The organism is Brachybacterium halotolerans (assembly GCF_016623465.1).
Classification (GTDB): domain Bacteria; phylum Actinomycetota; class Actinomycetes; order Actinomycetales; family Dermabacteraceae; genus Brachybacterium; species Brachybacterium halotolerans.
Genome location: NZ_JAEDAJ010000007.1, coordinates 43,925 through 64,949, shown reverse-complemented (window position 1 = coordinate 64,949; position 21,025 = coordinate 43,925). Strand labels below are relative to the sequence as shown.

20 protein-coding genes and 1 pseudogene are annotated in these 21,025 nt (G+C 72.7%); 9 read left to right on the top strand and 12 right to left on the bottom strand.

The features are described from left to right. The first annotated feature begins 22 nt into the window (after positions 1-22). The 4 genes from I8D64_RS12105 to I8D64_RS12090 are packed head-to-tail and all read left to right on the top strand — an operon-like array spanning position 23 to position 4,225. Entirely contained in the window at positions 23-847 is an 825-nt protein-coding gene (locus tag I8D64_RS12105; RefSeq protein ID WP_200503047.1) for a purine-nucleoside phosphorylase, read from the top strand. After that, complete coding sequence (locus I8D64_RS12100; RefSeq protein ID WP_200503142.1) at positions 847-2,580, top strand: phospho-sugar mutase; 1,734 nt, start codon at positions 847-849, stop codon at positions 2,578-2,580. The genes I8D64_RS12105 and I8D64_RS12100 overlap by 1 nt, the downstream gene beginning before the upstream one ends. An 8-nt stretch (positions 2,581-2,588) precedes the next feature. Beyond that, positions 2,589-3,149: a P-loop NTPase family protein gene (locus I8D64_RS12095; RefSeq protein WP_200503046.1), complete on the top strand. Its 561-nt coding sequence runs from the start codon at positions 2,589-2,591 to the stop codon at positions 3,147-3,149. Beyond that, complete coding sequence (locus I8D64_RS12090; protein WP_200503045.1) at positions 3,149-4,225, top strand: alpha/beta fold hydrolase; 1,077 nt, start codon at positions 3,149-3,151, stop codon at positions 4,223-4,225. The genes I8D64_RS12095 and I8D64_RS12090 overlap by 1 nt, the downstream gene beginning before the upstream one ends. Here I8D64_RS12090 and I8D64_RS17435 read toward each other — a convergent pair. From I8D64_RS17435 to I8D64_RS12080, 4 genes and pseudogenes are all read right to left on the bottom strand, one after another. Further along, the gene (locus I8D64_RS17435) at positions 4,179-4,343 is read right to left on the bottom strand and encodes a hypothetical protein (protein ID WP_246483034.1); all 165 of its coding nucleotides are present in this window, start codon (positions 4,341-4,343) and stop codon (positions 4,179-4,181) included. The two genes, I8D64_RS12090 and I8D64_RS17435, sit on opposite strands and share 47 nt — an antisense overlap. 256 nt (positions 4,344-4,599) lie before the next feature. Further along, positions 4,600-5,016: pseudogene (locus I8D64_RS17430) on the bottom strand (DUF4037 domain-containing protein); the annotation flags it as partial. A 33-nt stretch (positions 5,017-5,049) separates the two neighbouring features. Next, entirely contained in the window at positions 5,050-5,226 is a 177-nt protein-coding gene (locus I8D64_RS17425) for a hypothetical protein (RefSeq protein WP_246483005.1), read from the bottom strand. 44 nt (positions 5,227-5,270) lie between these two features. Next, positions 5,271-5,951 (bottom strand): dihydrofolate reductase family protein, encoded by a 681-nt coding sequence (locus I8D64_RS12080; RefSeq protein ID WP_200503044.1) that lies wholly within the window; start codon positions 5,949-5,951, stop codon positions 5,271-5,273. A 136-nt stretch (positions 5,952-6,087) separates the two neighbouring features. On the opposite strand from I8D64_RS12080, the gene I8D64_RS12075 reads away from it, so the two are divergent. Then, positions 6,088-6,825 (top strand): VOC family protein, encoded by a 738-nt coding sequence (locus I8D64_RS12075; protein ID WP_200503043.1) that lies wholly within the window; start codon positions 6,088-6,090, stop codon positions 6,823-6,825. 25 nt (positions 6,826-6,850) lie between these two features. On the opposite strand, the gene I8D64_RS12070 is transcribed toward I8D64_RS12075, so the two are convergent. Together I8D64_RS12070 and deoC are read right to left on the bottom strand one after the other, a co-directional pair. Next, complete coding sequence (locus I8D64_RS12070; RefSeq protein WP_200503042.1) at positions 6,851-7,615, bottom strand: SDR family NAD(P)-dependent oxidoreductase; 765 nt, start codon at positions 7,613-7,615, stop codon at positions 6,851-6,853. Positions 7,616-7,637: 22 nt separating this feature from the next. Further along, positions 7,638-8,306 (bottom strand): deoxyribose-phosphate aldolase, encoded by a 669-nt coding sequence (gene deoC, locus I8D64_RS12065; RefSeq protein ID WP_200503041.1) that lies wholly within the window; start codon positions 8,304-8,306, stop codon positions 7,638-7,640. Between the two features lie 258 nt (positions 8,307-8,564). On the opposite strand from deoC, the gene I8D64_RS12060 reads away from it, so the two are divergent. From I8D64_RS12060 to I8D64_RS12045, 4 genes are all read left to right on the top strand, one after another. Then, positions 8,565-9,926 (top strand): Nramp family divalent metal transporter, encoded by a 1,362-nt coding sequence (locus I8D64_RS12060; RefSeq protein ID WP_343068562.1) that lies wholly within the window; start codon positions 8,565-8,567, stop codon positions 9,924-9,926. Then, a complete protein-coding gene (locus I8D64_RS17835; protein WP_200503039.1) occupies positions 9,923-10,714 on the top strand; it encodes a FadR/GntR family transcriptional regulator in 792 nt (263 codons plus the stop codon). The genes I8D64_RS12060 and I8D64_RS17835 overlap by 4 nt, the downstream gene beginning before the upstream one ends. 70 nt (positions 10,715-10,784) lie before the next feature. Then, complete coding sequence (locus I8D64_RS12050; protein WP_200503038.1) at positions 10,785-11,795, top strand: L-idonate 5-dehydrogenase; 1,011 nt, start codon at positions 10,785-10,787, stop codon at positions 11,793-11,795. 52 nt (positions 11,796-11,847) lie between these two features. Beyond that, the gene (locus tag I8D64_RS12045; RefSeq protein ID WP_200503037.1) at positions 11,848-12,969 is read left to right on the top strand and encodes an NUDIX domain-containing protein; all 1,122 of its coding nucleotides are present in this window, start codon (positions 11,848-11,850) and stop codon (positions 12,967-12,969) included. A 20-nt stretch (positions 12,970-12,989) separates the two neighbouring features. Here the strand turns inward: I8D64_RS12045 and I8D64_RS12040 are convergent, their stop codons facing one another. From I8D64_RS12040 to I8D64_RS12015, 6 genes are all read right to left on the bottom strand, one after another. Then, a complete protein-coding gene (locus I8D64_RS12040) occupies positions 12,990-14,276 on the bottom strand; it encodes a thymidine phosphorylase (protein ID WP_200503036.1) in 1,287 nt (428 codons plus the stop codon). A 79-nt stretch (positions 14,277-14,355) separates the two neighbouring features. Next, positions 14,356-14,850, bottom strand: a complete 495-nt coding sequence (locus I8D64_RS12035; RefSeq protein WP_200503035.1) for a cytidine deaminase — start codon at positions 14,848-14,850, stop codon at positions 14,356-14,358. A gap of 4 nt (positions 14,851-14,854) precedes the next feature. Continuing rightward, entirely contained in the window at positions 14,855-16,210 is a 1,356-nt protein-coding gene (locus tag I8D64_RS12030; RefSeq protein ID WP_200503034.1) for an ABC transporter permease, read from the bottom strand. Further along, the gene (locus I8D64_RS12025; RefSeq protein WP_200503033.1) at positions 16,207-17,805 is read right to left on the bottom strand and encodes an ABC transporter permease; all 1,599 of its coding nucleotides are present in this window, start codon (positions 17,803-17,805) and stop codon (positions 16,207-16,209) included. The genes I8D64_RS12030 and I8D64_RS12025 overlap by 4 nt, the downstream gene beginning before the upstream one ends. Continuing rightward, positions 17,802-19,373, bottom strand: a complete 1,572-nt coding sequence (locus I8D64_RS12020) for an ATP-binding cassette domain-containing protein (RefSeq protein WP_200503032.1) — start codon at positions 19,371-19,373, stop codon at positions 17,802-17,804. Before I8D64_RS12020 ends, I8D64_RS12025 begins: the two co-directional genes overlap by 4 nt. A gap of 202 nt (positions 19,374-19,575) precedes the next feature. Continuing rightward, the gene (locus tag I8D64_RS12015; protein WP_200503031.1) at positions 19,576-20,691 is read right to left on the bottom strand and encodes a BMP family lipoprotein; all 1,116 of its coding nucleotides are present in this window, start codon (positions 20,689-20,691) and stop codon (positions 19,576-19,578) included. Between the last annotated feature and the right edge of the window lie 334 nt (positions 20,692-21,025).

The window sequence follows — 21,025 nt, the reverse complement described above, 5'->3', positions numbered from 1 at the left end:
GAGCCGCCGTAGGCTGGGGCGCATGAGCGAACTCGACGTCGATCCCCAGGCCGCGGCCCGCGAGGCGGCCGCCCGCATCGCCGAACTCAGCGGCGTCCCCCGTCATGACATCGCCCTGGTGCTGGGCTCCGGGTGGGGCGGCGCGGCCGACCTGCTGGGTGAGACCGTCTGGGAGGCTCCCGCGACCCAGGTCCCCGGCTTCCGCGCGCCCGCCCTCGCGGGCCACGTGGGGACGCTGCGCTCCATCGCGATCGAGGGCGGCGACGCCCACGCGCTCGTGATCGGGGCCCGCACCCACTACTACGAGGGCGCGGGGGTCGAGGCGGTGGTGCACGGCGTGCGCACCGCCGCAGCGACCGGCGCCGGCACCATGGTGCTGACCAACGGGTGCGGCGGGATCGACGAGTCCTGGACGCCCGGCACCCCGGTGCTGATCTCCGACCAGATCAACTTCACGGGCGCGAGCCCGCTGCGCGGCGCGACCTTCGTGGACGTCACCGACCTGTACACCCCGCGCCTGCGGGACGTGGCCCACGAGGTCGACCCCTCCCTCGCCGAGGGCGTGTACATGCAGTTCCGCGGCCCCAGCTACGAGACCCCCGCCGAGGTCCGCATGGCGCGCACGATGGGCGCGACGCTCGTGGGCATGTCCACCGCGCTCGAGGCGATCGCCGCCCGCGAGGCGGGCATGGACATCCTGGGCATCTCCCTGGTGACGAACCTGGCGGCGGGCATCAGCCCGACCCCGCTCAGCCACGAGGAGGTCGTCGAGGCGGGCCGCGAGGCAGGGCCGCGCATCGCGGATCTGCTCGCGCGCGTGGTGCGCAGGATCGCCGAGGCCGCGTGATGATCGACGCGCAGCTGCGCTCCCGCGCGCAGGAGTGGATGGACGACGATCCCGACCCGTGGACGCGGACCGCGCTGCAGGGCCTGCTCGACCAGGCGGACGGCACGGGCCAGGAGGCGGCGGCCGCAGCCGAGGAGCTGGCCGACGCCTTCGACGGCACCCTCGCTTTCGGCACCGCGGGCCTGCGCGGTCGCATGGGCCCCGGCCCGCACCGCATGAACCTCTCCGTGGTCTCCCGCGCCGCCCGCGGGCTGGCCGACCACCTGCTCGGCGAGCTCGGCGGAGGCGGCACCGACGCGGCGCCTCTCGTGGTGATCGGGCACGACGCCCGCCACCACTCCGAGGCGTTCGCGCGGGAGTCCGCGGCGATCATGACGGCCGCCGGCTGCCGGGTGGTCCTCTCCGACGGGCACTGCCCGACCCCGCTCGTGGCCTTCGCGACCCGACACCTGGACGCCGACGCCGGGGTCGTCGTCACCGCATCCCACAATCCTCCGGCCGACAACGGCTACAAGGTGTACCTGGGCGGTCGCGCGAGCGACGCCGACGGCCGGGGCGTGCAGATCGTCCCGCCGTCGGATGCGCGGATCGCCGCGCGCATCGCGGCCGTCGGCCCCGTCCGGGGGATCCCGAGGGCGGAGTCTGGCTGGGCGGTCATGGACCCCGCCGTCCCCGAGGCCTATCTCGAGGCGATCTCCACGATCCTTCAGCCGGACTCGCCGCGCGAGGCGCGGATCGTGCACACCGCCATGCACGGCGTGGGCGGGGGGACGGCGATCACCGCCCTGCACCGGAACGGCTTCACGGATGTGCACTCGGTCGCCAAGCAGGCCGATCCGGACCCGGACTTCCCGACCGTCGCCTTCCCCAACCCCGAGGAGAAGGGCGCGATCGACCTCGCCCTCGAGCTCGCGCGGACCGTCGAGGCCGATGTCGTGATCGCGAACGATCCCGATGCCGACCGCTGCGCCGCCGCGGTCGTGGATCCTCACCTGGGCGGCTGGCGGATGCTCACGGGCGACGAGCTGGGCGTGCTGCTGGGGGCGCGGCTCATGCGCGTGCACGGCACCCGCGGCGTGTTCGCGAACTCGGTGGTCTCCTCCCGCTGGCTCTCACGGGTCGCTGAGGCCGAGGGCCGAGGGTCGGCGACCACGCTGACCGGCTTCAAGTGGATCTCGCGCGCTCCGGGCATCGTCTTCGGCTACGAGGAGGCGATCGGCTACTGCGTGCTGCCGGACGTGGTGCGCGACAAGGACGGGCTCTCGACGGCGCTGCTGGTCGCGGAGGCCGCGGCCGACGCTCGCTCGCGCGGGCGCAGCCTCGTGGAGGACCTCGACGACCTCGCGCGGTCCACAGGGCTCTTCGCGACCTCGCAGCTCTCGATCCGCGTCACCGAGCTCTCCGAGCGCGACGTGATGATGGCGCGCCTGCGCGAGCAGCCGCCCCGCGCTCTCGCGGGCAGCGCCGTCACCGAGGTGCAGGACCTCGCCGAGGGATCCGTGGCGACCACGGGCCTGCCCCCGACCGACGGCGTGCTGCTCGCGACGGCCGACGACTCCCGCGTGATCGTGCGCCCCTCCGGCACCGAGCCCAAGCTCAAGTGCTACATCGAGGTGCACGAGGCCGTGGACCCGGAGGCCGACGCGGCAGCGCTCGGCGACGTGCGCACGACCGCCGCCGCGCACCTCGAGCAGATCACCCAGGAGATGCGGACGTCCCTGACCGGGGCATGAGGGGCGCCATGCAGAGGATCGCCGTCGTCGGATCGGGCGGGAGCGGCAAGACCTACGTGTCCCGCGCGCTCGGGAAGATGCTCGATGTCCCGGTCACGCATCTCGACGCCGAGTACTACGACGAGGACTGGCATCCGCTGCCCGCCGAGTCGTTCGCGACCCGCCAGCGCGAGATCGTCAGCGGGGACCGGTGGGTGATCGACGGGAATCACTGCACGACGCTTCCGATCCGTCTTGCCGCATGCGACACCGTGGTGATGATGGACGTTCCCACCACGAGCGCACTCCTCGGGGTCCTCTGGCGGCAGCTGCGCCATGGCGCCGGCCACCACGCGAACGGGGTGCACAACCGTCTGAACCTCGGCGTGCTCCGGTACGTCGCGACCTACCGGCGGCGCATGCGTCCCCGGATGATCGCCGAGATGGCCCAGGTCGCCGATGACGTCGACGTCGTGCGGCTGACGAGCCGCCGGCGGGCGCGGCGCTGGCTGCGTGACCTCTCGGCGCGCCGATCGACGAGCCCGGTGCGAGACGCGCACCCCACGGCGCACGGAGAAGATGACCAGTGATGATCGATGGTCCGCGCGAGAGCGGTCTGCTCCCCGTCGCCGACGGCCAGAGCATCTACTGGGAGGAGTGGGGCGCCCCGGACGGTGTCCCCGCCCTGTATCTCCACGGCGGACCGGGCGGCGGGCTCGGCAGGAGCGGGTACCGCCACCGGTTCGACCTCGAGCGCACCCGGGTGATCGGACTCGAGCAGCGCGGCTGCGGACGCTCGCTGCCGCACGCCTCGGATCCCGAGGTGCCCCTGGCGGCGCACACGACGCAGCACCTCATCGACGACATAGAGGCCCTGCGCGAGGCGCGCGGAGTCGAGCGCTGGATCCTCAACGGGGTGTCCTGGGGCTCCACCCTCGCCCTCGCGTACGCGCAGTCCCATCCCGAGCGGGTGCTCGGCGTGGTGCTGTTCGCGGTGACGACGACCCGCCGTCGGGAGATCGACTGGATCACCGAGGGCGTGGGGGCGATCTTCCCCGAGGCCTGGGACCGCTTCGCCTCCTTCGCCGAGGGCGCGGGCATCGGATTTGCGCGCGGTGAGGACCGGATCGTCGAGGCCTACGCTCGCCTTGTGAACTCCGCGGACGCGGCCGTGCGCGACGCAGCCTCGCGGGAGTGGGCGCTGTGGGAGGACACCCACGTCTCGATCGGCGCCGGGGCCGCCGACAGTCCCGGTGTCCGCGGCGGCGCGCAGCCCAACGGACCCCGCCCCGCAGTGCGCCGCGATCCGCGCTGGGAGGACGACGCGTTCCGACTCGCCTTCGTGCGCCTGACCACGCACTACTGGTCGCACGACGGATTCCTGGATCCGCCGCTGCTCGAGAACATGGCGGCGCTGGAGGGGGTGCCCGCGGCGCTGATCCATGGTCGTCGGGACGTCTCGGGCCCCGCCGTGACGGCGTGGGAGCTGCACCGGCGCTGGCCGGGATCGACGCTCGTCATCGACGAGCAGGACGGGCACGGCGGCACGTCCATGGTCGAGTCGTGGAGCGCTGCGAACGCGAGGCTGCTCGACGGCATCGCCCATGCTGATCGCCCGCTCACCCCCGCAGTCCCACCAGGGCCCTGCGCGCCGCCGCATCCGTGAGGATCGCGACGTTGTCGGTGCGCTGCTCGACACTGCCGTGCCCCGGAACCAGCGCCAGGACCTCCGGAGAGCTGATGCCCTCGCGCAGCGTCTCGACGATGCGCGGATTCGGCTGCACGAACGGGACGGTCCCAGAAGGCGACCGCAGCCGGCTCCGCGGCCGGCAGACCAGCGCTCCGCTGGAGACGCACAAGCACGTCGAGCGACCGGGCGAGCGCCGCCTGTCGCTCGCGCCGGCTCGCAGCACCCATCACCTCGACGAGCGGTGCGGCGACCTGGTCACCGCAGTGCAGTCGCCGCAGCAGGGTGCCCCGCCACTTCGAGTACGGCGCCCACCGCCTCTCGAGAAGGAAGGCGAGATGCATGCTCACGTCCACCATCCGCGCGGCGATCACCCGAGAGCCGAGATCGTCCCCTCGCTGCCCCGCTCGTCCCAGGAGCGGCAGCTCCTCCTCGAGCCTGGACCAGTCGCACGCGACCACGTACCGCCAGATCTCCTCGGGGTACCAGCGCAGGCTCCGGCGCAGGGCACTCAGCTCGCCCGTCGTGTCGGTGAAGACCGCTCCTGCGGTGATCTCGAGGGCGGACTGGCCGGAGATCGAGAGCCACTCCGCGGCGCCCAGGCCCGTCAGAGGGTCGCAGCCGAGCCGCTCCCGGGCGAAGCCGCTCACGCTGCGGACCTCGACGTGATGCTCCGTGCTCGCGTCGCCGGTGAAGGCGAATCGGGTGGGACGACCCGCGAACGACTCGGGCAGCAGGTCCGTGAGCAGGTCCCGCACCGGGACGACCATGTCCTCCTCGACGAAGAGACTCAGGCGCAGTCCTCAGTCGTGGTCACGGGAGATCTCGTCGTCCAGACCCAGCACGTCGGATCCCTGGCCGACCCTCCCCGCAGCGTGGTCGAGGTGTGGCCAGCGCGTGAGGAGCAGGGGACGGACGATCCGGGTCCAGTACGTGCGCGCCAGCGCGATGCCGGAGGTCGGCGTGGAGTCGGAGGACATGAACGCATCATGGCCCGGTGATCGCTCGCCGGGTCGCCTGTCCGTCACGGGCGGCGCCGGTACCAGATCTGATGGGTGCGACCGCTGGGCAGCGTGACCGACTCGATATAGAAGTCGTCGGAGGAGGGCAGACCGCCTTCGAGCAGGCGCGTTCCCGATCCGATGGTGACCGGCACGATCGTGAGGTGCATCGTGTCCACGAGGTCGGCCGCGAGGAACTCCCGCACGGTGCTCGGTCCGCCGCCGATCCGCACGTCGGTGCCCGGGGCGAGCTCGTGCGCCCGCTGCAGGGCCTCGTGCGGCGAGGCGTCCAGGAAGTGGAAGACGGTGCCGTTGTCGAAGGCGATCGGCTCCCGCTCGTGGTGGGTGAGGACGATGACGGGCGTGCGGAACGGCGGCTCCTCGCCCCACCAGCCGCGCCAGCCATCATCCGTCCACGGACCCGTCTGCGGGCCGAACTTCCGTCGACCCATGATCTCGACCCCGATCCCCTGCCCCCAGAGGCTCGACATCGCGGCGTCGAAGCTGAGGTCCTCGACCTTGTCGACGCCGTGGATAGCACGACCGTCGTACCCCCGGGTGAGCGCGATCGCCTCCCCGAACGGCTCCTCGAACGTCACGTAGCTGCCTGCGGAGTACCCGTCGAGGGAGACGAACATGCCCTGGACGCGCGTTCGGGAGGCAGCAGCGGGGGAGGACGGGTGGTCAGTGTGATCAGCGCTCATGGGTCGAGTATGCGCGCGGAGTGCCGGCTGCACGTGTCCTTTCGTGCGGGCCCCGGCTGACCTCGCCGTCCTGCGGGACCCCACGGCTGCTCGGAAATGGCTGGTCCCCCGATGAGCGCGGGCATACCCTCGCGCCATGACCGGACCGGCACTGGACGGCATCGACGTCGACGCGCGCTCGCCCGAGACGCTCGCGGTCTTCTGGGCCGCGCTCCTCGACCGCGAGGCCGTGCCCGGGACGGGGCGCGACTGGTGCGTCCTGCCGCCGGACCGCGAGGGCCTCCGCCTGCGCTTCGTGCCGACGAGCGTCCCGAAGGCCTCGCAGAACCGCATCCACCTCGATCTCACCACCGCGAGCGCCTCGTCGTTGGAGGAGATGATCGCGCGTGCGCTCCGCGCAGGGGGTCGGCGGGCCGACATCGGCCAGGGCGACGAGGACCCGCACGAGGTGCTCGCGGATCCCGAGGGCAACGAGATGTGCATCATCGAGCCGGGCAACGGATTCCTCCGCGGCACCGGGGTGATCGGCGCCGTCAACTGCGACGGCACCCACGCGCTGGGCAAGTTCTGGAGCGCGGCGCTGTGCTGGCCGCTGGTGTGGGACGAGGGCGAGGAGACGGCGATCCAGTCGCCCTGCGGCGGAGCCAAGATCACCTGGTCGGGCCCGCCTCTGATGCCACGCCACGGGAGGGACCGGATCCGCCTCGCGGTCCGCGTACGGGACGCCGCGGAGCTGAGCACCGCGTGCGAGCGGCTGGAGAGCCTCGGTGCGCGCGCCGCTTCCGCGGGCGGTCCGCCTGCCGGGGCCCCGTCGAGGACGATGACGGATCCGGACGGCAACGAGTTCATCGTGCGCATCGCCCTGCCGCACTGAGCGGGACTGCACGCCCGACCCGACCTCAGCGCCCGCGGGCGGCCGCTGTCGCGAGCAGCCCCGCGGGGAGGAAGCGGGTGAGTCCGACGATGGCCCGGTAGCGGCGGCTCGGCACCGAGACCGCCCTGCCGCGCGCGGCGTCGCGCAGGGACTCCTCGACCACCCGCGGCGCATCGAGCCACATCCACCCGGGGATCCCCTCCGTGCCGCGCGCCAGACCCATCCGGGCGTGGAACTCCGTGTGGGTGAAGCCGGGGCAGACCGCCGTGACGCTCACGCCGCGCGGGCGATACCGGGCGTTCGCCCAGCGGGAGAAGCTCACCGTCCAGGCCTTCGCGGCCGAGTACGTGGAGCGCGGGGTGAAGGCGGCGACCGAGGCGATGTTCAGGATCGCCCCTCGCCCGCGCTCGAGCATGCCGGGGAGGACCGCACGCATCAGTCGCATGGGCACCTCGTCGTGAAGGCGCAGATGGCGCACCTCGTCCTCGATGTCGTTGCGCTCGAAGGCGAGGGGAAGTCCGAAGCCGGCGCTGCTCACGAGGACGTCGACGGGACGCGAGGGCTCCGAGAGGCGGGCGACGACGGCCTGCACGTCCGCGTCCTGCGCGAGGTCCGCGGACAGCACCTCGATGCCGTCGGCGCCGAGGCCCTCGAGCTCGGTCGCCAGCTCCTCGAGCGTCGAGGTCCGGCGGGCGACGAGCACCAGATGATCGCCGCGGCGGGCGAGGGCACGCGCGTACTCCGCGCCCAGTCCCGCGCTCGCCCCGGTGATGAGCGACGTCCGCGTCATCGGTGCTCTCCCGACCCCGTGCTCAGTACCCGGAGCCGGCGGCGTCGCCCTCGAGGACGCCGCGGGAGCCGGAGAGGCCGAGCCGGGAGGCGCCGGCGGCGACCATCGCCTCGGCGGCCTCGCGCGTGCGCACGCCGCCCGAGGCCTTCACGCCGAGCCGGTCGCCGACCGTCCTGCGCATGAGGGCGACCGCGTGCTCGGTGGCTCCGCCCGCGGGGTGGAAGCCGGTGGAGGTCTTCACGAAGTCGGCGCCCGCGCGCTCGGCCGCCTCGCACGCGGCCACGATCTGCTCGTCGCTGAGCACGGCCGACTCGATGATCACCTTGAGCACGGTCGGCGCGGGAACCGCCTCGCGCACGGCGCGGATGTCGGCCTCGACGCCGTCGACGTCGCCGGAGACCGCGAGGCCCACGTTGATGACCATGTCGACCTCGTCCGCCCCGCGCGCCACGGAGTCCGCGGCCTCGGCGGCCTTGATCGAGCTCTGGTGCTGGCCCGAGGGGAAGCCGCACACGGTCGCGACCTTGACGGTGGTCTCGACCGGGAGCATCGAGGGCGAGACGCAGATCGAGTAGGTGCCGAGCTCCTCGGCCTCGCGGGCGAGGGCGTCGACGTCGGCCCGCGTGGCCTCGGGCTTGAGCAGGGTGTGGTCGATCATCGGGGCGAGCTGATCATTCGGGAGGTTCGTCATGACGCAGATTCTTCCACGCGCAGCTCGGGGGCGGGACTGCCCCATCACACGCCGACGCCACCTATCTACCTGTGTGATAGGTTCGATTCGTCGTTCGGCGCCGCACGCAGGATCCGCCCCGAGGGCTTCACCCCCGGCGCACCCGATGCGCCCCGTCGCCGGGCACAGCGATCCCCACCCAGTCTCTCCCGAGGAGTCCCGTCGATGTCGACGTCCGTGCAGTCGTCACCCCCAGAGCGCGCCACCCTGTCCGCGCGAGTGGATCCCTATAGGGTCGACGGCTCGCAGATCACCGATCCGCCGCGCACCTTCCGCGGCAAGCTGCGCTTCCTGGGTCCGGGCATGATCACCTCGGCCGCCGTCGTCGGCTCCGGCGAGCTGCTCACCGCGACCACGCTGGGCGCGCAGGTCGGCTTCATGCTGCTGTGGCTCGTGCTGGTCTCGACGTTCCTCAAGGTGTGGGTGCAGATCGAGCTCGCCCGCTGGTCGATCTCCACCGGCAGGGTCGCGATCGACGGCTACGACGACGTCCCTCCCCGCATCCTCAAGCGCGGCTGGATCTCCTGGCTCGTGCTGCTCATGTTCCTGCAGTTCTTCATCGGCCAGGCCGGCGTGATCAGCGCCTCCGCCTTCGCCTTCAGCTCCCTGATGCCGATCGGCTCCGAGCCCTATTCGCTGCTGTCGATCGGCGTGTGGGTCGCGATCCTCGTGGTGGTTGCGATCGGGGTCCATGTCTTCAACCGCTACGCGGTCGTCGAGAACGTCTCGACGGTGCTCGTGCTGGTGGTGACCGCCTTCGCCGTGATCATGCTGTTCCTGCTCAACGGCACCGAGTACGCCTGGACCCTGGGCGACGTGGCCGACGGCATGCAGCTGCGGATCGCCGCGGGATCCGCGGGCGTCGCCCTGGCGATGTTCGGCATGACCGGCGTCGGCGCCGGCGAGACCACCGCCTACACCTACTGGGTCGTCGAGAAGGGCTACGCGGCCTGGACCGGCGTCGACGACGGCTCGCAGGCCTGGATCGACCGCGCCCGCGGATGGATCTCGGTGATGAAGGTCGACGTCTGGGTCTCCTGGGTCATCTACACCTGCTCGACCGCGGCCTTCTTCATGCTCGGCGCGGCCGTCCTGCACCCGCAGGGCCTGGTGCCGGAGGGCAACGAGGTGATGGTGACGATCTCGTCGATCTTCGACTCGACGGTCGGCACCTGGGGCGGGGTCGTCTTCCTCGCCGGCGCGGGCCTCGCCCTGTTCAAGACGATCCTGGCGAACGTCCCGAGCCTGGGCCGCCAGGTCGGGCACACCCTCGCGATCTTCGGCGCCTACGACTGGTCCGACCAGGTGGTCCGCGACCGCTGGCAGCGGGTGATCATGATCGTGCTGCCGATCGGATGGGGCGTGCTCGGCACGCTCGTCTCCTCGCCGCTGGCCCTCGTGGTCATCGCGGGCATCCTCAACGCGATCTTCCTCATCGGCGCCGCGATCGCGACCCTGTACCTCGCGCGCACGCAGACCTCGCCGGCGATCCGCGACGGGCGTCCCACCTCGGTGATGCTGTGGATCTCCGCGATCGCGATCATCATGGTGGGTGTGATCGGACTGGTGAACTCCCTGTGAGCACGACGCCCGCCTGGGCCTACCTCTCGGACGACGGGACCGGCGAGGAGGGGACCGCCCTCAGCCGCGAGTCCCTCGCCGCCCGCGCCCGCCAGGCGGTGCTCGACCTCATCGACGACGACGGGCTCGGCGAGGGCGACACCCTGCCCGCGACCGGCGCGCTCGCCGAGCGCTTCGGGGTCTCGCGCACGGTCGTCCGCGAGGCCCTGAGCGCGCTCGCGGCGTTGGGCATCATCGAGATCGCCAACGGTCGCAGCGCGAGCGTGCGCGCACAGGACCACTCCCTCATCCGCTTCTCCCTCGCGCGCGCCCTGCGCGAGTCGCCGGGCGGAGGATTCACCGCCCTCATGGACCTGCGCTCCCCGCTCGAGGCGCGGGCGGCCCGCCTCGCCGCCGTGTCCCTCGCGTCCGAGGAGCGGTCGGCGGACCGTCAGGGCCTCGCCGACCTGCTCCGGAAGATGGGCGAGGCGCTCGAGGACTCCGAGCGCTACCCGCAGCTGGACCTGCGCCTGCACGGCGAGATCGCCCGGCTCAGCGGGAACCTCGCGCTGCAGGGCGTGCTCGACGCCGTGCGCACTCCCCTGTTCCGCGCCATGCAGGACCTGCGCGCCACGCGCGACACCCGCGGCCTCGTGGGCGCCGAGCACGCCGAGCACGTCCGCATCGTCGAGGCGATCCTCGCGGGAGACGCCCGCGGCGCCGAGGCCGCCATGGCCGAGCACATGGAGGCCGTCGCCTCCCTGGACGCGCCGACCGCGCCCCGGCGCACGCACCCGCACCCGGGCTGACCCCGCGGGGCCGCTCCCGCTCCCCTCGCACTGCACTTCCACTCCACCGCTCCCTCGAAAGGCGAACACCATGCGCGCTCTCCAGCTCCAGAAGGCGCAGGACCTCCGGGTCGTCGACCGCGAAATCCCCGAGCTCGGTCCCGACGACGTCCAGATCGACGTCGAGTGGGGCGGCATCTGCGGCTCGGACCTCGGCTACTGGCGCCACGGCGCGACCGGGACCGCCCAGATGCGCCACCCGCTCGTGCTGGGCCACGAGGTCTCCGGCCGCATCCGCGCCCTCGGCCCGGACGTCGCGGGGCTGACGGTGGGCCAGGCGGTCACCGTCCACCCCGCGCGCACCACCGGTCCCCTGCCCGAGCGCCTCGCCGGACGGGACAACCTCCATCCCGATCTCACCTACCTCGGCTCCGCCATGCGCGACCCGCACACCGACGGCGGCTTCGCACAGGTGCTGCAGGTGCGCGCCGCGCAGGTGGTCCCGCTGCCCGAGGGCCTCGACACGCGACGGGCCGTGCTCGCGGAGCCGCTGGGCGTCGCGATGCACGCCGTCCACCGCGCGGGCGACGTCGAGGGCGCGCACGTGCTGGTCAGTGGCTGCGGCCCCGTCGGCCTCCTGGTCGTCCTCGCCGTGAAGGCGGCGGGCGCCGCCCACGTCACCGCGATCGACCTCGCCGAGCCCGCGCGCGCCGCGGCCGCCTCCGTGGGCGCCGACGTCACGACCGACTCCCCCGAGGGCATGGACGAGCGCATCAGCGTCGCCTTCGAGTGCTCCGGGGCGCCCGCCTCCCTCGACGGGATCATCCGCTGCATCCCCCGCGCCTCCACGATCGTGCAGGTCGGGAACCTGCCCGTGACCCCCGTGACGGTCTCCCTGGGGCCGATCGTCTCCAAGGAGATCGACTACCGCGGCACCTTCCGCTTCGTCGCCGAGATCGAGGACGCGGTGCGCCTGCTGGCCGGGAGCGACACGGCGGAGCGCGTGATCAGCCACGAGTTCCCCCTCGACGAGGCCGAGGCCGCCTTCACCACCGCCGCGACCGATCCCACGAGCAGCAAGGTGATCCTGCGCATCGGCTGAGCGGGCGGTTCCCGCGTCCTCGTCGAGGCCCGATCCCCTAGACTCGGACCCCATGACAGACCCCGCCGCAGCCCCCGCCCCACCCCGTCGGATCGTCCTGGTGGCGGGCCCCTCGGGCAGCGGCAAGGGCGTGATGACGCAGCGCAGCGGGCTGCCGCTCGTGCCCCTCGACGAGTTCTACCGCGACGGCGACGACGAGGCCCTCCCGCAGCGCTTCGGGATCGTCGACTGGGACGACCCCGCCTCCTGGAACGTGGGCGCGGCGCTCGAGGCGCTCACCGCTCTCGCCCACGACGGCCGGGCGGACATCCCCGAGTACTCGATCTCCCGCTCGCGGCGCACCGGCACGCGCAGGCTCGAGGTCGACGAGGAGCGGGTCATCGTCGCCGAGGGCATCTTCGCGGCCGAGCTCATCGCCCCGCTGCGGGCGGCGGGCCTGCTCGCCGACGCCCTCGTCGTCGACCGCCCCGCGCCCCTCGTGTTCTCCCTGCGCCTGGCCCGCGATCTCTCCCAGTCCCGCAAGCCCCCGCTCACGCTCGTGCGACGCGGCTGGGGACTCGCCCGCGACCAGCGCGGCGACGTGGCCCGCTGGAGGGCGGCCGGGATGCGCTGCGTCGGCCTGCGCGAGGGCACCGCCCACCTGCGGGCCCTCGCGGACACGGCCCGCGCCGAGGCCCGGGCGCAGAGCCCGGCGCGCTCCGTCGGCGTTCCCGAGGCAGCCCCCGGGCCGGCATCGGGCGGGACCGGGCCGGCCGTGCTCACCATCGCGGCGGTCTGCTTCCTGCGCGAGGGCCCGTCGGGACTCGAGCTGTTCGCGGTCCGCAAGCGCGGCACCGACGCGTTCATGCAGGTCGGCGGCAAGCTCGAGCCCGGGGAGGACGCCCGTGAGGCGGCCGTCCGCGAGGTGATCGAGGAGCTCGACGTCGTGCTCGAGGAGGAGGGACTGGAGCTGCTCGGCGAGTTCGAGGCCCCGGCCGCGAACGAGGCCGAGACCATCGTGCGGGCGAGCGTGTTCCTCGCACCCTCGGACTCCCTGCCCCGCGACGTCGAGGTCTTCGCGGAGCTCGAGGAGGGCCGCTGGTTCCCCCTCGGCGCGGACGATGCCCCCGGGGTGCAGCTCGCGCCGCTGATGACCGATCACATCGTCCCGCGCCTGCGCTCGCTGCTGGGCTGAGCGGGACCGCCCCGCGGGCCTCAGGCGATGCGGTCCAGCACGATCCGGCGCGTGTCCTCGGAGGCGGTCGCCTCGATCGTCCAGGCGCCGTCGATCGCCTCGAGCGCGCGGCCGAAGCGGTCGGGAGTGTCGGTGTGCAGGGTCGCGAGCACCTCGCCCGCGGCGACCCTCTCCCCCACCACCTTGTGGAGCTCGACGCCCGCGCCGGCCTGCACGGCCTCGCCGGGACGGGACCGCCCGGCGCCCAGGCGCCAGCCCGCCACGCCGACCTGCAGGGCGTCCAGGCCCGTGACCACGCCGTCGGCCGACGCCCGGACCTCCTCGGTGTCCGATGCCACGGGCAGAGGCGCCTCGGGATCGCCGCCCTGGGCGGAGATCATGCGCTTCCAGGTGTCCATCGCGCGGCCGTCGGCGAGGGCGGCCTCGACGTCGACGTCGTCCTTCCCGGCGGCGGCGAGCATCTCGCGGGCCAGCGCCACCGTGAGCTCGACGACGTCCGCAGGGCCGCCGCCCGCGAGCACGTCGAGGCTCTCGCGGACCTCGAGGGCGTTGCCGACCATCCGGCCGAGCGGCGCGGACATGTCGGTGAGCAGGGCGACGGTGCGCACGCCCGCGTCGGTGCCGAGGTCGACCATCGTGCGGGCGAGCTCGCGGGCGTCGGACTCCTCGCGCATGAAGGCGCCGGCGCCGGTCTTCACGTCGAGGACCAGCGCGGCGGTGCCCTCGGCGATCTTCTTGCTCATGATCGAGCTCGCGATCAGGGGGATCGCCTCGACGGTGCCGGTGACGTCCCGCAGCGCGTAGAGCTTCTTGTCGGCCGGGGCGAGTCCGGAGCCGGCCGCGCAGATCACGGCGCCCACGTCCTCGAGCTGCGCCATCATCTCCTCGTTGCCGAGGTCGGCCCGCCAGCCCGGGATGGACTCGAGCTTGTCGAGGGTGCCCCCGGTGTGGCCGAGCCCGCGCCCGGAGAGCTGCGGGACGGCGACGTCGAAGCTCGCCACGAGCGGGGCGAGCGGGAGCGTGATCTTGTCGCCCACGCCGCCGGTGGAGTGCTTGTCCGTCGTGTCCTTGGACAGCGAGCCGAAGTCCATGCGCTCGCCGGAGGCGATCATCGCGGAGGTCCAGCGGGCGATCTCCTCGCGGTCCATGCCGCGCAGGAAGATGGCCATGGCGAGCGCCGCCATCTGCTCCTCGGCGACGACGCCGCGGGTGTAGGCGTCGATCACCCAGTCGATCTTCTCGTCGCTCAGGCGGGCGCCGTCGCGCTTGTCGCGGATGACGTCGATCGCGTCGAATGCTTCGGTCATGGGGCCGTCTCCTCGGGTCTCGAACGGTGCAGCGGCGGGGTCGTCGGGGTCGACGGGGCGTGCCCGACGGGTCCCTCGATCATCCCGCGAGGTCGGCGGGGCCGAAGGCCTGCGGGAGCAGCCCCTCGAGGTCGAGCACCCCGTGCGGGGAGAGCATGCGGAACTGCGGGCTCGCGTGCTCGGAGAGCAGCTGGCGGCAGCGCCCGCAGGGCATGACGACCTCGCGGTCGCCGGCTGCGACCTGCTCGTCCCCGCCCACGCACACGAAGCGCCGCAGCGTCCCGCCTCCGCCGGCGACGAGGTCGCTGACCATGCCGCACTCGGCGCACAGGGTGACGCCGTAGCCGGCGTTCTCGACGTTGCAGCCCGTGACCACGCGGCCGTCGTCCGTCGTGGCCGCGGCCCCGACCCGGTAGCGGGAGTACGGGGCGTAGGCGCGCTGGGCGACGGCGCGCGCGGCCTCGATCAGCTCGTCGAAGTCCGCGGTCCCGTCGCCGGTGCGCTCGGCGTCCGTGCGCGCGCTCGTCGTCCGCCCGCTCGTCGTCCGCCCGCTCGCCTGCTGCTCGCTCGTCATGCGCTCACTGTTTCACGTAGGGGACGCCGTCGGCGGCGGGGACGCGCACGCGCCCCACCACTCCCGCGACCGCGAACAGGGTGACGATGTACGGGAGCATCAGCAGGAACTGGCTCGGGATCCCGGCGCCCGTTCCCGAGGGCAGGGAGGACAGGTTCAGCTGCAGGGCGTCCGCGAAGGCGAAGAGCAGCGCCGCGAGCAGCGCGCCCACCGGGTGGTAGCGGCCCAGGATCATGGCGGCGAGCGCGATGTACCCCTTGCCGGCGCTCATCTCCTCGCCGAAGGCGACGCCGGTGCCGATCGTGAGGGTCGCGCCGCCCAGCCCGGCCACGGCCGATCCCAGCAGCACGTTGGACCAACGGGTGCGGCTCACGTCGATGCCCACGGTGTCCGCGGCCCGCGGGTGCTCGCCCACGGCCCGCACGCGCAGGCCCCAGCGGGTGCGGAACAGGGCGACGGTGAGCACGGCGACGATGATCCACATGAGGTAGACCAGCACGGTCTGCTCGAACAGCACGCGGCCGATGATCGGGATGTCCGCGAGCAGAGGGATGCGGATCGTGGGCAGGCGCAGCGGCTGGTTGAACATGCCGGGGTTCTGCTTCATCACGGTGCCGAAGAAGAAGCTGGTCAGCCCGATCGCGAAAACGTTGAGGACCACGCCCACGATGATCTGCTGGACCTGGTAGCCGATCGCGAACAGGGCGAGCAGGGCGCCGATCACGAGCGCCATGATCGGCGCCGCGACGAGCCCCGCCCAGGCGCTGCCGGTCACGGAGCCGACGAGCACCGCCCCGAAGGCACCGAACAGCAGCTGGCCCTCGATGGCGATGTTGATGACGCCCGCCCGCTCGGAGAGCACGCCCGAGAGCGCGCCGAAGGCGAGCGGCACGGCGAGCAGCATCATGGTCTGCAGCAGGGCGCCCAGATCCACCGTGGCGCCCTTGAACGCCCAGGTGAGGAACGACAGCACCCACAGCACGCCGAAGCCGACGATCACGGCGACGCGGGCCCGCCCGCGGGGCATGGCGCCCCGGGCGGCGCGCACCCACAGGTAGACGGCGACGGCGAGCGCGAGCACGGCCAGCACGATCGCGGCGATCTTCGTGGGCACGGGGACGTCGCCGGGGATGATCCCGCCGGGGTTGAGGTCGCCGGGCGCGGCGATCCGGTAGGCGGTCTGGACGTCCGAGGGGGCGAGCAGGCCGAAGACGAGCACGGCGATCAGGGCGAGCGCGGTGAGCACGGTGGGCAGCAGCCACCAGCGCCGGGCGCGCTCGCCGGCGCCGCCGGATGCGCCCGCACGGGTGGGCTCTGGCGTGGGCGCGGCTGCGGGGCTGGACTGGTCGAGGGCGGTCATCGCTCCTGGCCTCCCGTCGTGTTCTCTGCGTCTGATGCGTCCGGGTCCGGTCGGGACGATGCCGGGGGTTCGGTCGATGCCGGGGGCCCGCCCGGGTCGAGGGCCGGGTCCGGATCCGGGTCCGGGTGGTCCCCGGAGGAGGAGGACGGGGCCTGGGAGCCCGTGCCGTCGGGCGCGCGGTCGGGCGCGCCGTCGCCCGGCGCCTCCTCCTCGGTGCCCGGGCGCGCCTCGCCGGCGGGCTTCGCGCGGCGCACCCGACGAGCCCTGCCGGGCTGGTCGATGCGGCGCAGTCCCAGCAGGAAGCGCACGAGCGGCGGCGCGGCGATGAACAGCACCACGAGCGCCTGGATCACCTGGACGAGGTCGATCGGCACGCCCTGCGAGGTCTCCATGAAGCGCCCGCCGGTGGAGAGTGCGGCGAACAGGATCCCGGCGAGCAGGATGCCGATCGGTCCGGAGCGGCCCAGCAGGGCCACGGTGATCGCGTCGAAGCCGATGGATCCGGCGATCGACCCGGTGAGGCGGTGCTCGGTGCCCAGCACGTGCACGGCGCCGGCGAGGCCCACGAGCGCTCCCGCGACGAACATGACGCCGATCGCGCTGCGGCCCACGTCGATGCCGGCGACCTCGGCCGCGCGCGGGTTCGAGCCCACGGCGCGGAAGCGGAAGCCGATGGTCGAGCGGCTCATCAGCCACCACAGGAACACGATCGAGGCGAGCGCGATGAGCAGCCCCAGGTGCAGGCGGTACCCCTCGCCCGCGAGCAGCGGGAGGCGGGCGCTCGAGAGCACGGAGGGCGAGGTGGGCTGCGCCTTGTTCGAGCCCGTGAACGCCGAGGTGGTCAGGGCGAACGCGAGCCCGTAGGTCGCGATCCAGTTGAGCATGATCGTGGAGATGACCTCGCTCGAGCCGAAACGGGCCTTGAGGTATCCGGCGATCCCGCCGTAGACGCCGCCCGCGACGATGCCGACCACGAGGCAGACGATCAGGTGGATGACCGGCGGCATCGGCACGGCGAAGCCGACGTACCCGGCGGCCGAAGCGCCCACGATCAGCTGGCCGGTGCCGCCGATGTTGAACAGGCCCGAGCGGAAGGAGACGGCCATGCCGACCGAGGCGATGATCAGCGGGGTCGCGACCGTGAGGGTCTCCAGCAGCGGCTTGAAGCCGCGCGCGAGGGCGGGCAGGAGGACGTAGGTGCCCGACCCTCCCCGCGCGCGGAGGTCGTCGGCGACCTTGCCGAAGGCCCGGTAGTCGAAGATCGACCCGCGGAACATCGCCGCGTACGCCTCCGAGATCGCGCTCCAGCCGGCGCTGAAGGTGTCGGCGGGGCGCGCGAAGAAGTAGCCGAGCGCGGCGCGGACCTGCGCGTCGGAGACGAGGATCAGCACCGAGCCGATGATGAATGCGAAGACGAAGGCGCCCACGACCACGAGCACGTTGCCGCGCGCCAGGCGTTGGGCGAGGCCCGCGACGGACGTCGGGCGCGAGGAGTCCCCCGGTCCTCCGGCCTCGCTCGCGGTGCCGGGGTCGCCGGGCTGGACCGCGGTGCCGGGGGCGACCGGGCGGACCTCGCCGTCGATGCTCGCGCTCATGCGATCTCTCCTTCGTCCACGAGCTGGGAGTCGGTGGTGCGGGCGCCGGCGGCGACGGCCTCGCGCGCCGCCTCGACGGTGTAGCCGGCCATCATCAGGCCGAGGACGTCGCGGTCCTCGTCGGCCGGGACGACGCCCAGGATCCCGCCGCGGTACATCACGGCGATGCGGTCGGCGAGCTGGATGACCTCGTCGAGCTCGGTGGAGACGATGATGACGGGGGTGCCCTTGTCGCGCTCGGCGATGATCCGCCGGTGCAGGAACTCGATGGAGCCGACGTCGACGCCGCGGGTGGGCTGGGAGGCGATGAACAGCGAGAGGTCGCGCCCGAGCGCACGGGCCATCACGACCTTCTGCTGGTTGCCGCCCGAGAGCGTGGAGACCGGGTCGTCGATCGAGCCGGTGCGCACGTCGTACTCGGCGACGTCGCGCACCGCCCTCTCGCGGACCGCGCGGGGGTGCAGCACGGGTCCCGTGCCGTAGGGGGCGCGATGGTGCTGGTCGAGCACGAGGTTCTCGGCGACGGAGAAGTCGGCGACGAGGGCGTCGTGGGTGCGGTCCTCGGGGACGAAGCCCACGCCCGCGTCGAGGATCTCGCGGGTCGACCGCCCCACGAGCTCCTTCCCGTCCAGGCGCACGGAGCCGCGCAGCTCCTTCTGCAGGCCCAGCAGCGCCTCGGTGAGCTCCGTCTGGCCGTTGCCCTGGACACCCGCGATGCCGAGCACCTCGCCGGAGGCGACGTCGAGATCGACGTCGTCCAGCACGGTGACGCCCGAGGGATCGGTGACGCCGAGGCCGCGGACGGACAGGGCGGTCTCGCCGGGCTCGGCCGCCTCCTTCTGGAGGCTGAGCTCGACGGCGCGGCCCACCATGAGGGAGGCGAGCTCGGTCTGGTCCGTCGCGGGGTCGGCGGTGCCCACGACCTTCCCGCGGCGGATCACGGTGATCGTGTCGGAGACGGCCTTGACCTCGCGCAGCTTGTGGGTGATGAACACGATCGAGGTGCCCTCGTCGCGCAGCTGGCGCATGATGTCCATGAGCTCGTCGGTCTCGTGCGGGGTGAGCACGGCGGTGGGCTCGTCGAGCACGAGGATCTCGGCGCGGCGCGAGAGCGCCTTGATGATCTCGACGCGCTGCTGGGCGCCGACGGGCAGGTCCTCGACGACGGCGTCGGGGTCCAGGTCGAAGCCGAAGCGGGAGGAGATCTCGCGGACCGTGCGGCGCGCGCTCGCGAGGTCGAGCAGGCCCCCGGAGGTCGGCTCGTGGCCGAGCACCACGTTCTCGGCGACGGTGAAGGGCGGCACGAGCATGAAGTGCTGGTGGACCATGCCGATGCCGGCGCGCATCGCATCGCCGGGCCCGCCGAAGCGCACCGGCTGCTCGTCCAGCAGGATCTGGCCGCCGTCGGGCCGGTAGAGCCCGTACAGCACGTTCATGAGCGTGGACTTCCCGGCGCCGTTCTCCCCCAGCAGGCTGTGGATCTGGCCGGGCTCGACCACGAGGTCGATCGAATCGTTGGCCACGAAGGTGCCGAAGACCTTCGTGATCCCTCTGAGCTCGAGCTTCACGCCGGCTCTCCTCCTCAGGACGGGGCTGGGTCGGGCCGACGGGCTCCGGCGGCGCGGGGTCGACGGGCGGTCCGTCGGCGGGGATGCCGGCGGAGGGGTCCGACGGCGGGCCGACGGCCCCGGGGCTCCGGGGCGGACCGAGCGGTCGCGCCCCCGGGATCCGGGGCCGTCGGGGTCGGCGGGCAGCGGCCCGCCGGAGGGATCAGCCGAGGTTCTGGGGCGAGGCGGCGGACTCGACGGTGATCTTCCCGTCGATGATGTCCTGCTTGAGCCCGTCGACCTCCTTCTTGAGGTCGGCGGGGACCTTGGAGTCCAGGTCGTGGTACGGCGCGAGGTCCACGCCGCCGTTCTCGAGGGTGCCGACGTACGGCTCGTTCTCGAACTTCCCTCCGGCCGCGGCCTTCGTGACGTCCTCGACGGAGTTCCCGATGCCCTTCTGGACCGAGGTGAGGATGAGCTTCTTGGCGTCACCGTCGGTCACGGACTCGTAGCCGTCGGAGTCGACCCAGATGACGTAACGGTCCTTGCCCTCCTTGGCGGAGGCCAGGGTCCCGGAGCCGACGGGCCCGGCGACGGGCATGACGATGTCGGCGCCCTGGGAGTAGAAGCTGTCGGAGAGGGCCTTGCCCTTGGACTGGTCCTCGAAGTTGCCGGTGAAGGAGCCCTTCTGGGTCTTCTTGTCCCAGCCCAGCAGCTTGACGTCCTTCTTGTGGACCTCGTTGTACTTGGCGACGCCGTCGGCGAAGCCGTCCATGAAGATGGTGACCGTCGGGATCTGCATGCCGCCGTAGGTGGCGACGGTGCCGGTCTCCGAGGTGCCCGCGGCGACGTAGCCGGCGAGGTAGGCGGCCTGGGCGGTGTCGAAGGAGAGCGGCTTGACGTTGTCGACCTCGATGGCCTTGCCGTCCTCGTCCTGCGCGGTCGAATCGATGATCGCGAACTCGACGTCGGAGTTCGCCTTCGCGGCGGTGCCGGTCGCGGGGGCGAGCAGGAAGCCGACGGTGAAGATGAGGTTGCAGTCGCCCGTGACCAGGTTGTCGATGTTCGTCGAGAACTGCGAGGGATCGGTGGACTCGGCGGTCTGCGTCTGGATCTTCAGATCGGACTCGGCTGTCTTCAGGCCGTTGTACCCGGACTCGTTGAACGACTTGTCCTCGAAGCCGCCGGAGTCGGAGACCATGCAGGCCTTGAAGTCGGAGGAGGCGGCCTTGCCGCCGCCGTCGCTGCCCGAGGATGCCTCCTCGGGAGCGCTGCCGCAGGCGGCGAGGGCGAGGGCGCTGACGCCGAGAAGGGCGAGGGAGCGGGACAGGTTCTTCAACGGGTCCTCCGGAGGTTCGGGCGGAAGGGATGTCGCCGATGCTGCGACGCGGTGGTGCACTGCTGCGGTGCGCTGCGACGAGGGATGAGGAGCGGGGTGGCCCGAGCGCGGGCGATCGCTCGCGGGCCGCCGGGAGAGGGATGGGGGAAGCTCCCGTGCCCCGATCGTCCACGTCCGGGACGCACGGCGTTCACAGTAGCCGTCGCCTGCATCACACGATGCCCGATCCGTCGCCTGTGCCCGAACCGTTATCAGACTGTGCCCGTGCGCGCATCCCGCGTCCGCGGGGTGAGGCGGGCAGGGGCCCCGCGAGGTGCGCAGCAGGAGCACTGCG

Coding starts and splice junctions, on each gene's coding strand:
- I8D64_RS12095 (WP_200503046.1), top strand. CDS start 2,589: ATGCAGAGGATCGCCGTCGTCGGATCGGGCGGGAGCGGCAAGACCTAC.
- I8D64_RS12105 (WP_200503047.1), top strand. CDS start 23: ATGAGCGAACTCGACGTCGATCCCCAGGCCGCGGCCCGCGAGGCGGCC.
- I8D64_RS12090 (WP_200503045.1), top strand. CDS start 3,149: ATGATCGATGGTCCGCGCGAGAGCGGTCTGCTCCCCGTCGCCGACGGC.
- I8D64_RS12045 (WP_200503037.1), top strand. CDS start 11,848: ATGACAGACCCCGCCGCAGCCCCCGCCCCACCCCGTCGGATCGTCCTG.
- deoC (WP_200503041.1), bottom strand. CDS start 8,306: ATGACGAACCTCCCGAATGATCAGCTCGCCCCGATGATCGACCACACC.
- I8D64_RS12050 (WP_200503038.1), top strand. CDS start 10,785: ATGCGCGCTCTCCAGCTCCAGAAGGCGCAGGACCTCCGGGTCGTCGAC.
- I8D64_RS12075 (WP_200503043.1), top strand. CDS start 6,088: ATGACCGGACCGGCACTGGACGGCATCGACGTCGACGCGCGCTCGCCC.
- I8D64_RS12070 (WP_200503042.1), bottom strand. CDS start 7,615: ATGACGCGGACGTCGCTCATCACCGGGGCGAGCGCGGGACTGGGCGCG.
- I8D64_RS12040 (WP_200503036.1), bottom strand. CDS start 14,276: ATGACCGAAGCATTCGACGCGATCGACGTCATCCGCGACAAGCGCGAC.
- I8D64_RS12030 (WP_200503034.1), bottom strand. CDS start 16,210: ATGACCGCCCTCGACCAGTCCAGCCCCGCAGCCGCGCCCACGCCAGAG.
- I8D64_RS12080 (WP_200503044.1), bottom strand. CDS start 5,951: ATGAGCGCTGATCACACTGACCACCCGTCCTCCCCCGCTGCTGCCTCC.
- I8D64_RS12100 (WP_200503142.1), top strand. CDS start 847: ATGATCGACGCGCAGCTGCGCTCCCGCGCGCAGGAGTGGATGGACGAC.
- I8D64_RS17425 (WP_246483005.1), bottom strand. CDS start 5,226: ATGTCCTCCGACTCCACGCCGACCTCCGGCATCGCGCTGGCGCGCACG.
- I8D64_RS12035 (WP_200503035.1), bottom strand. CDS start 14,850: ATGACGAGCGAGCAGCAGGCGAGCGGGCGGACGACGAGCGGGCGGACG.
- I8D64_RS12025 (WP_200503033.1), bottom strand. CDS start 17,805: ATGAGCGCGAGCATCGACGGCGAGGTCCGCCCGGTCGCCCCCGGCACC.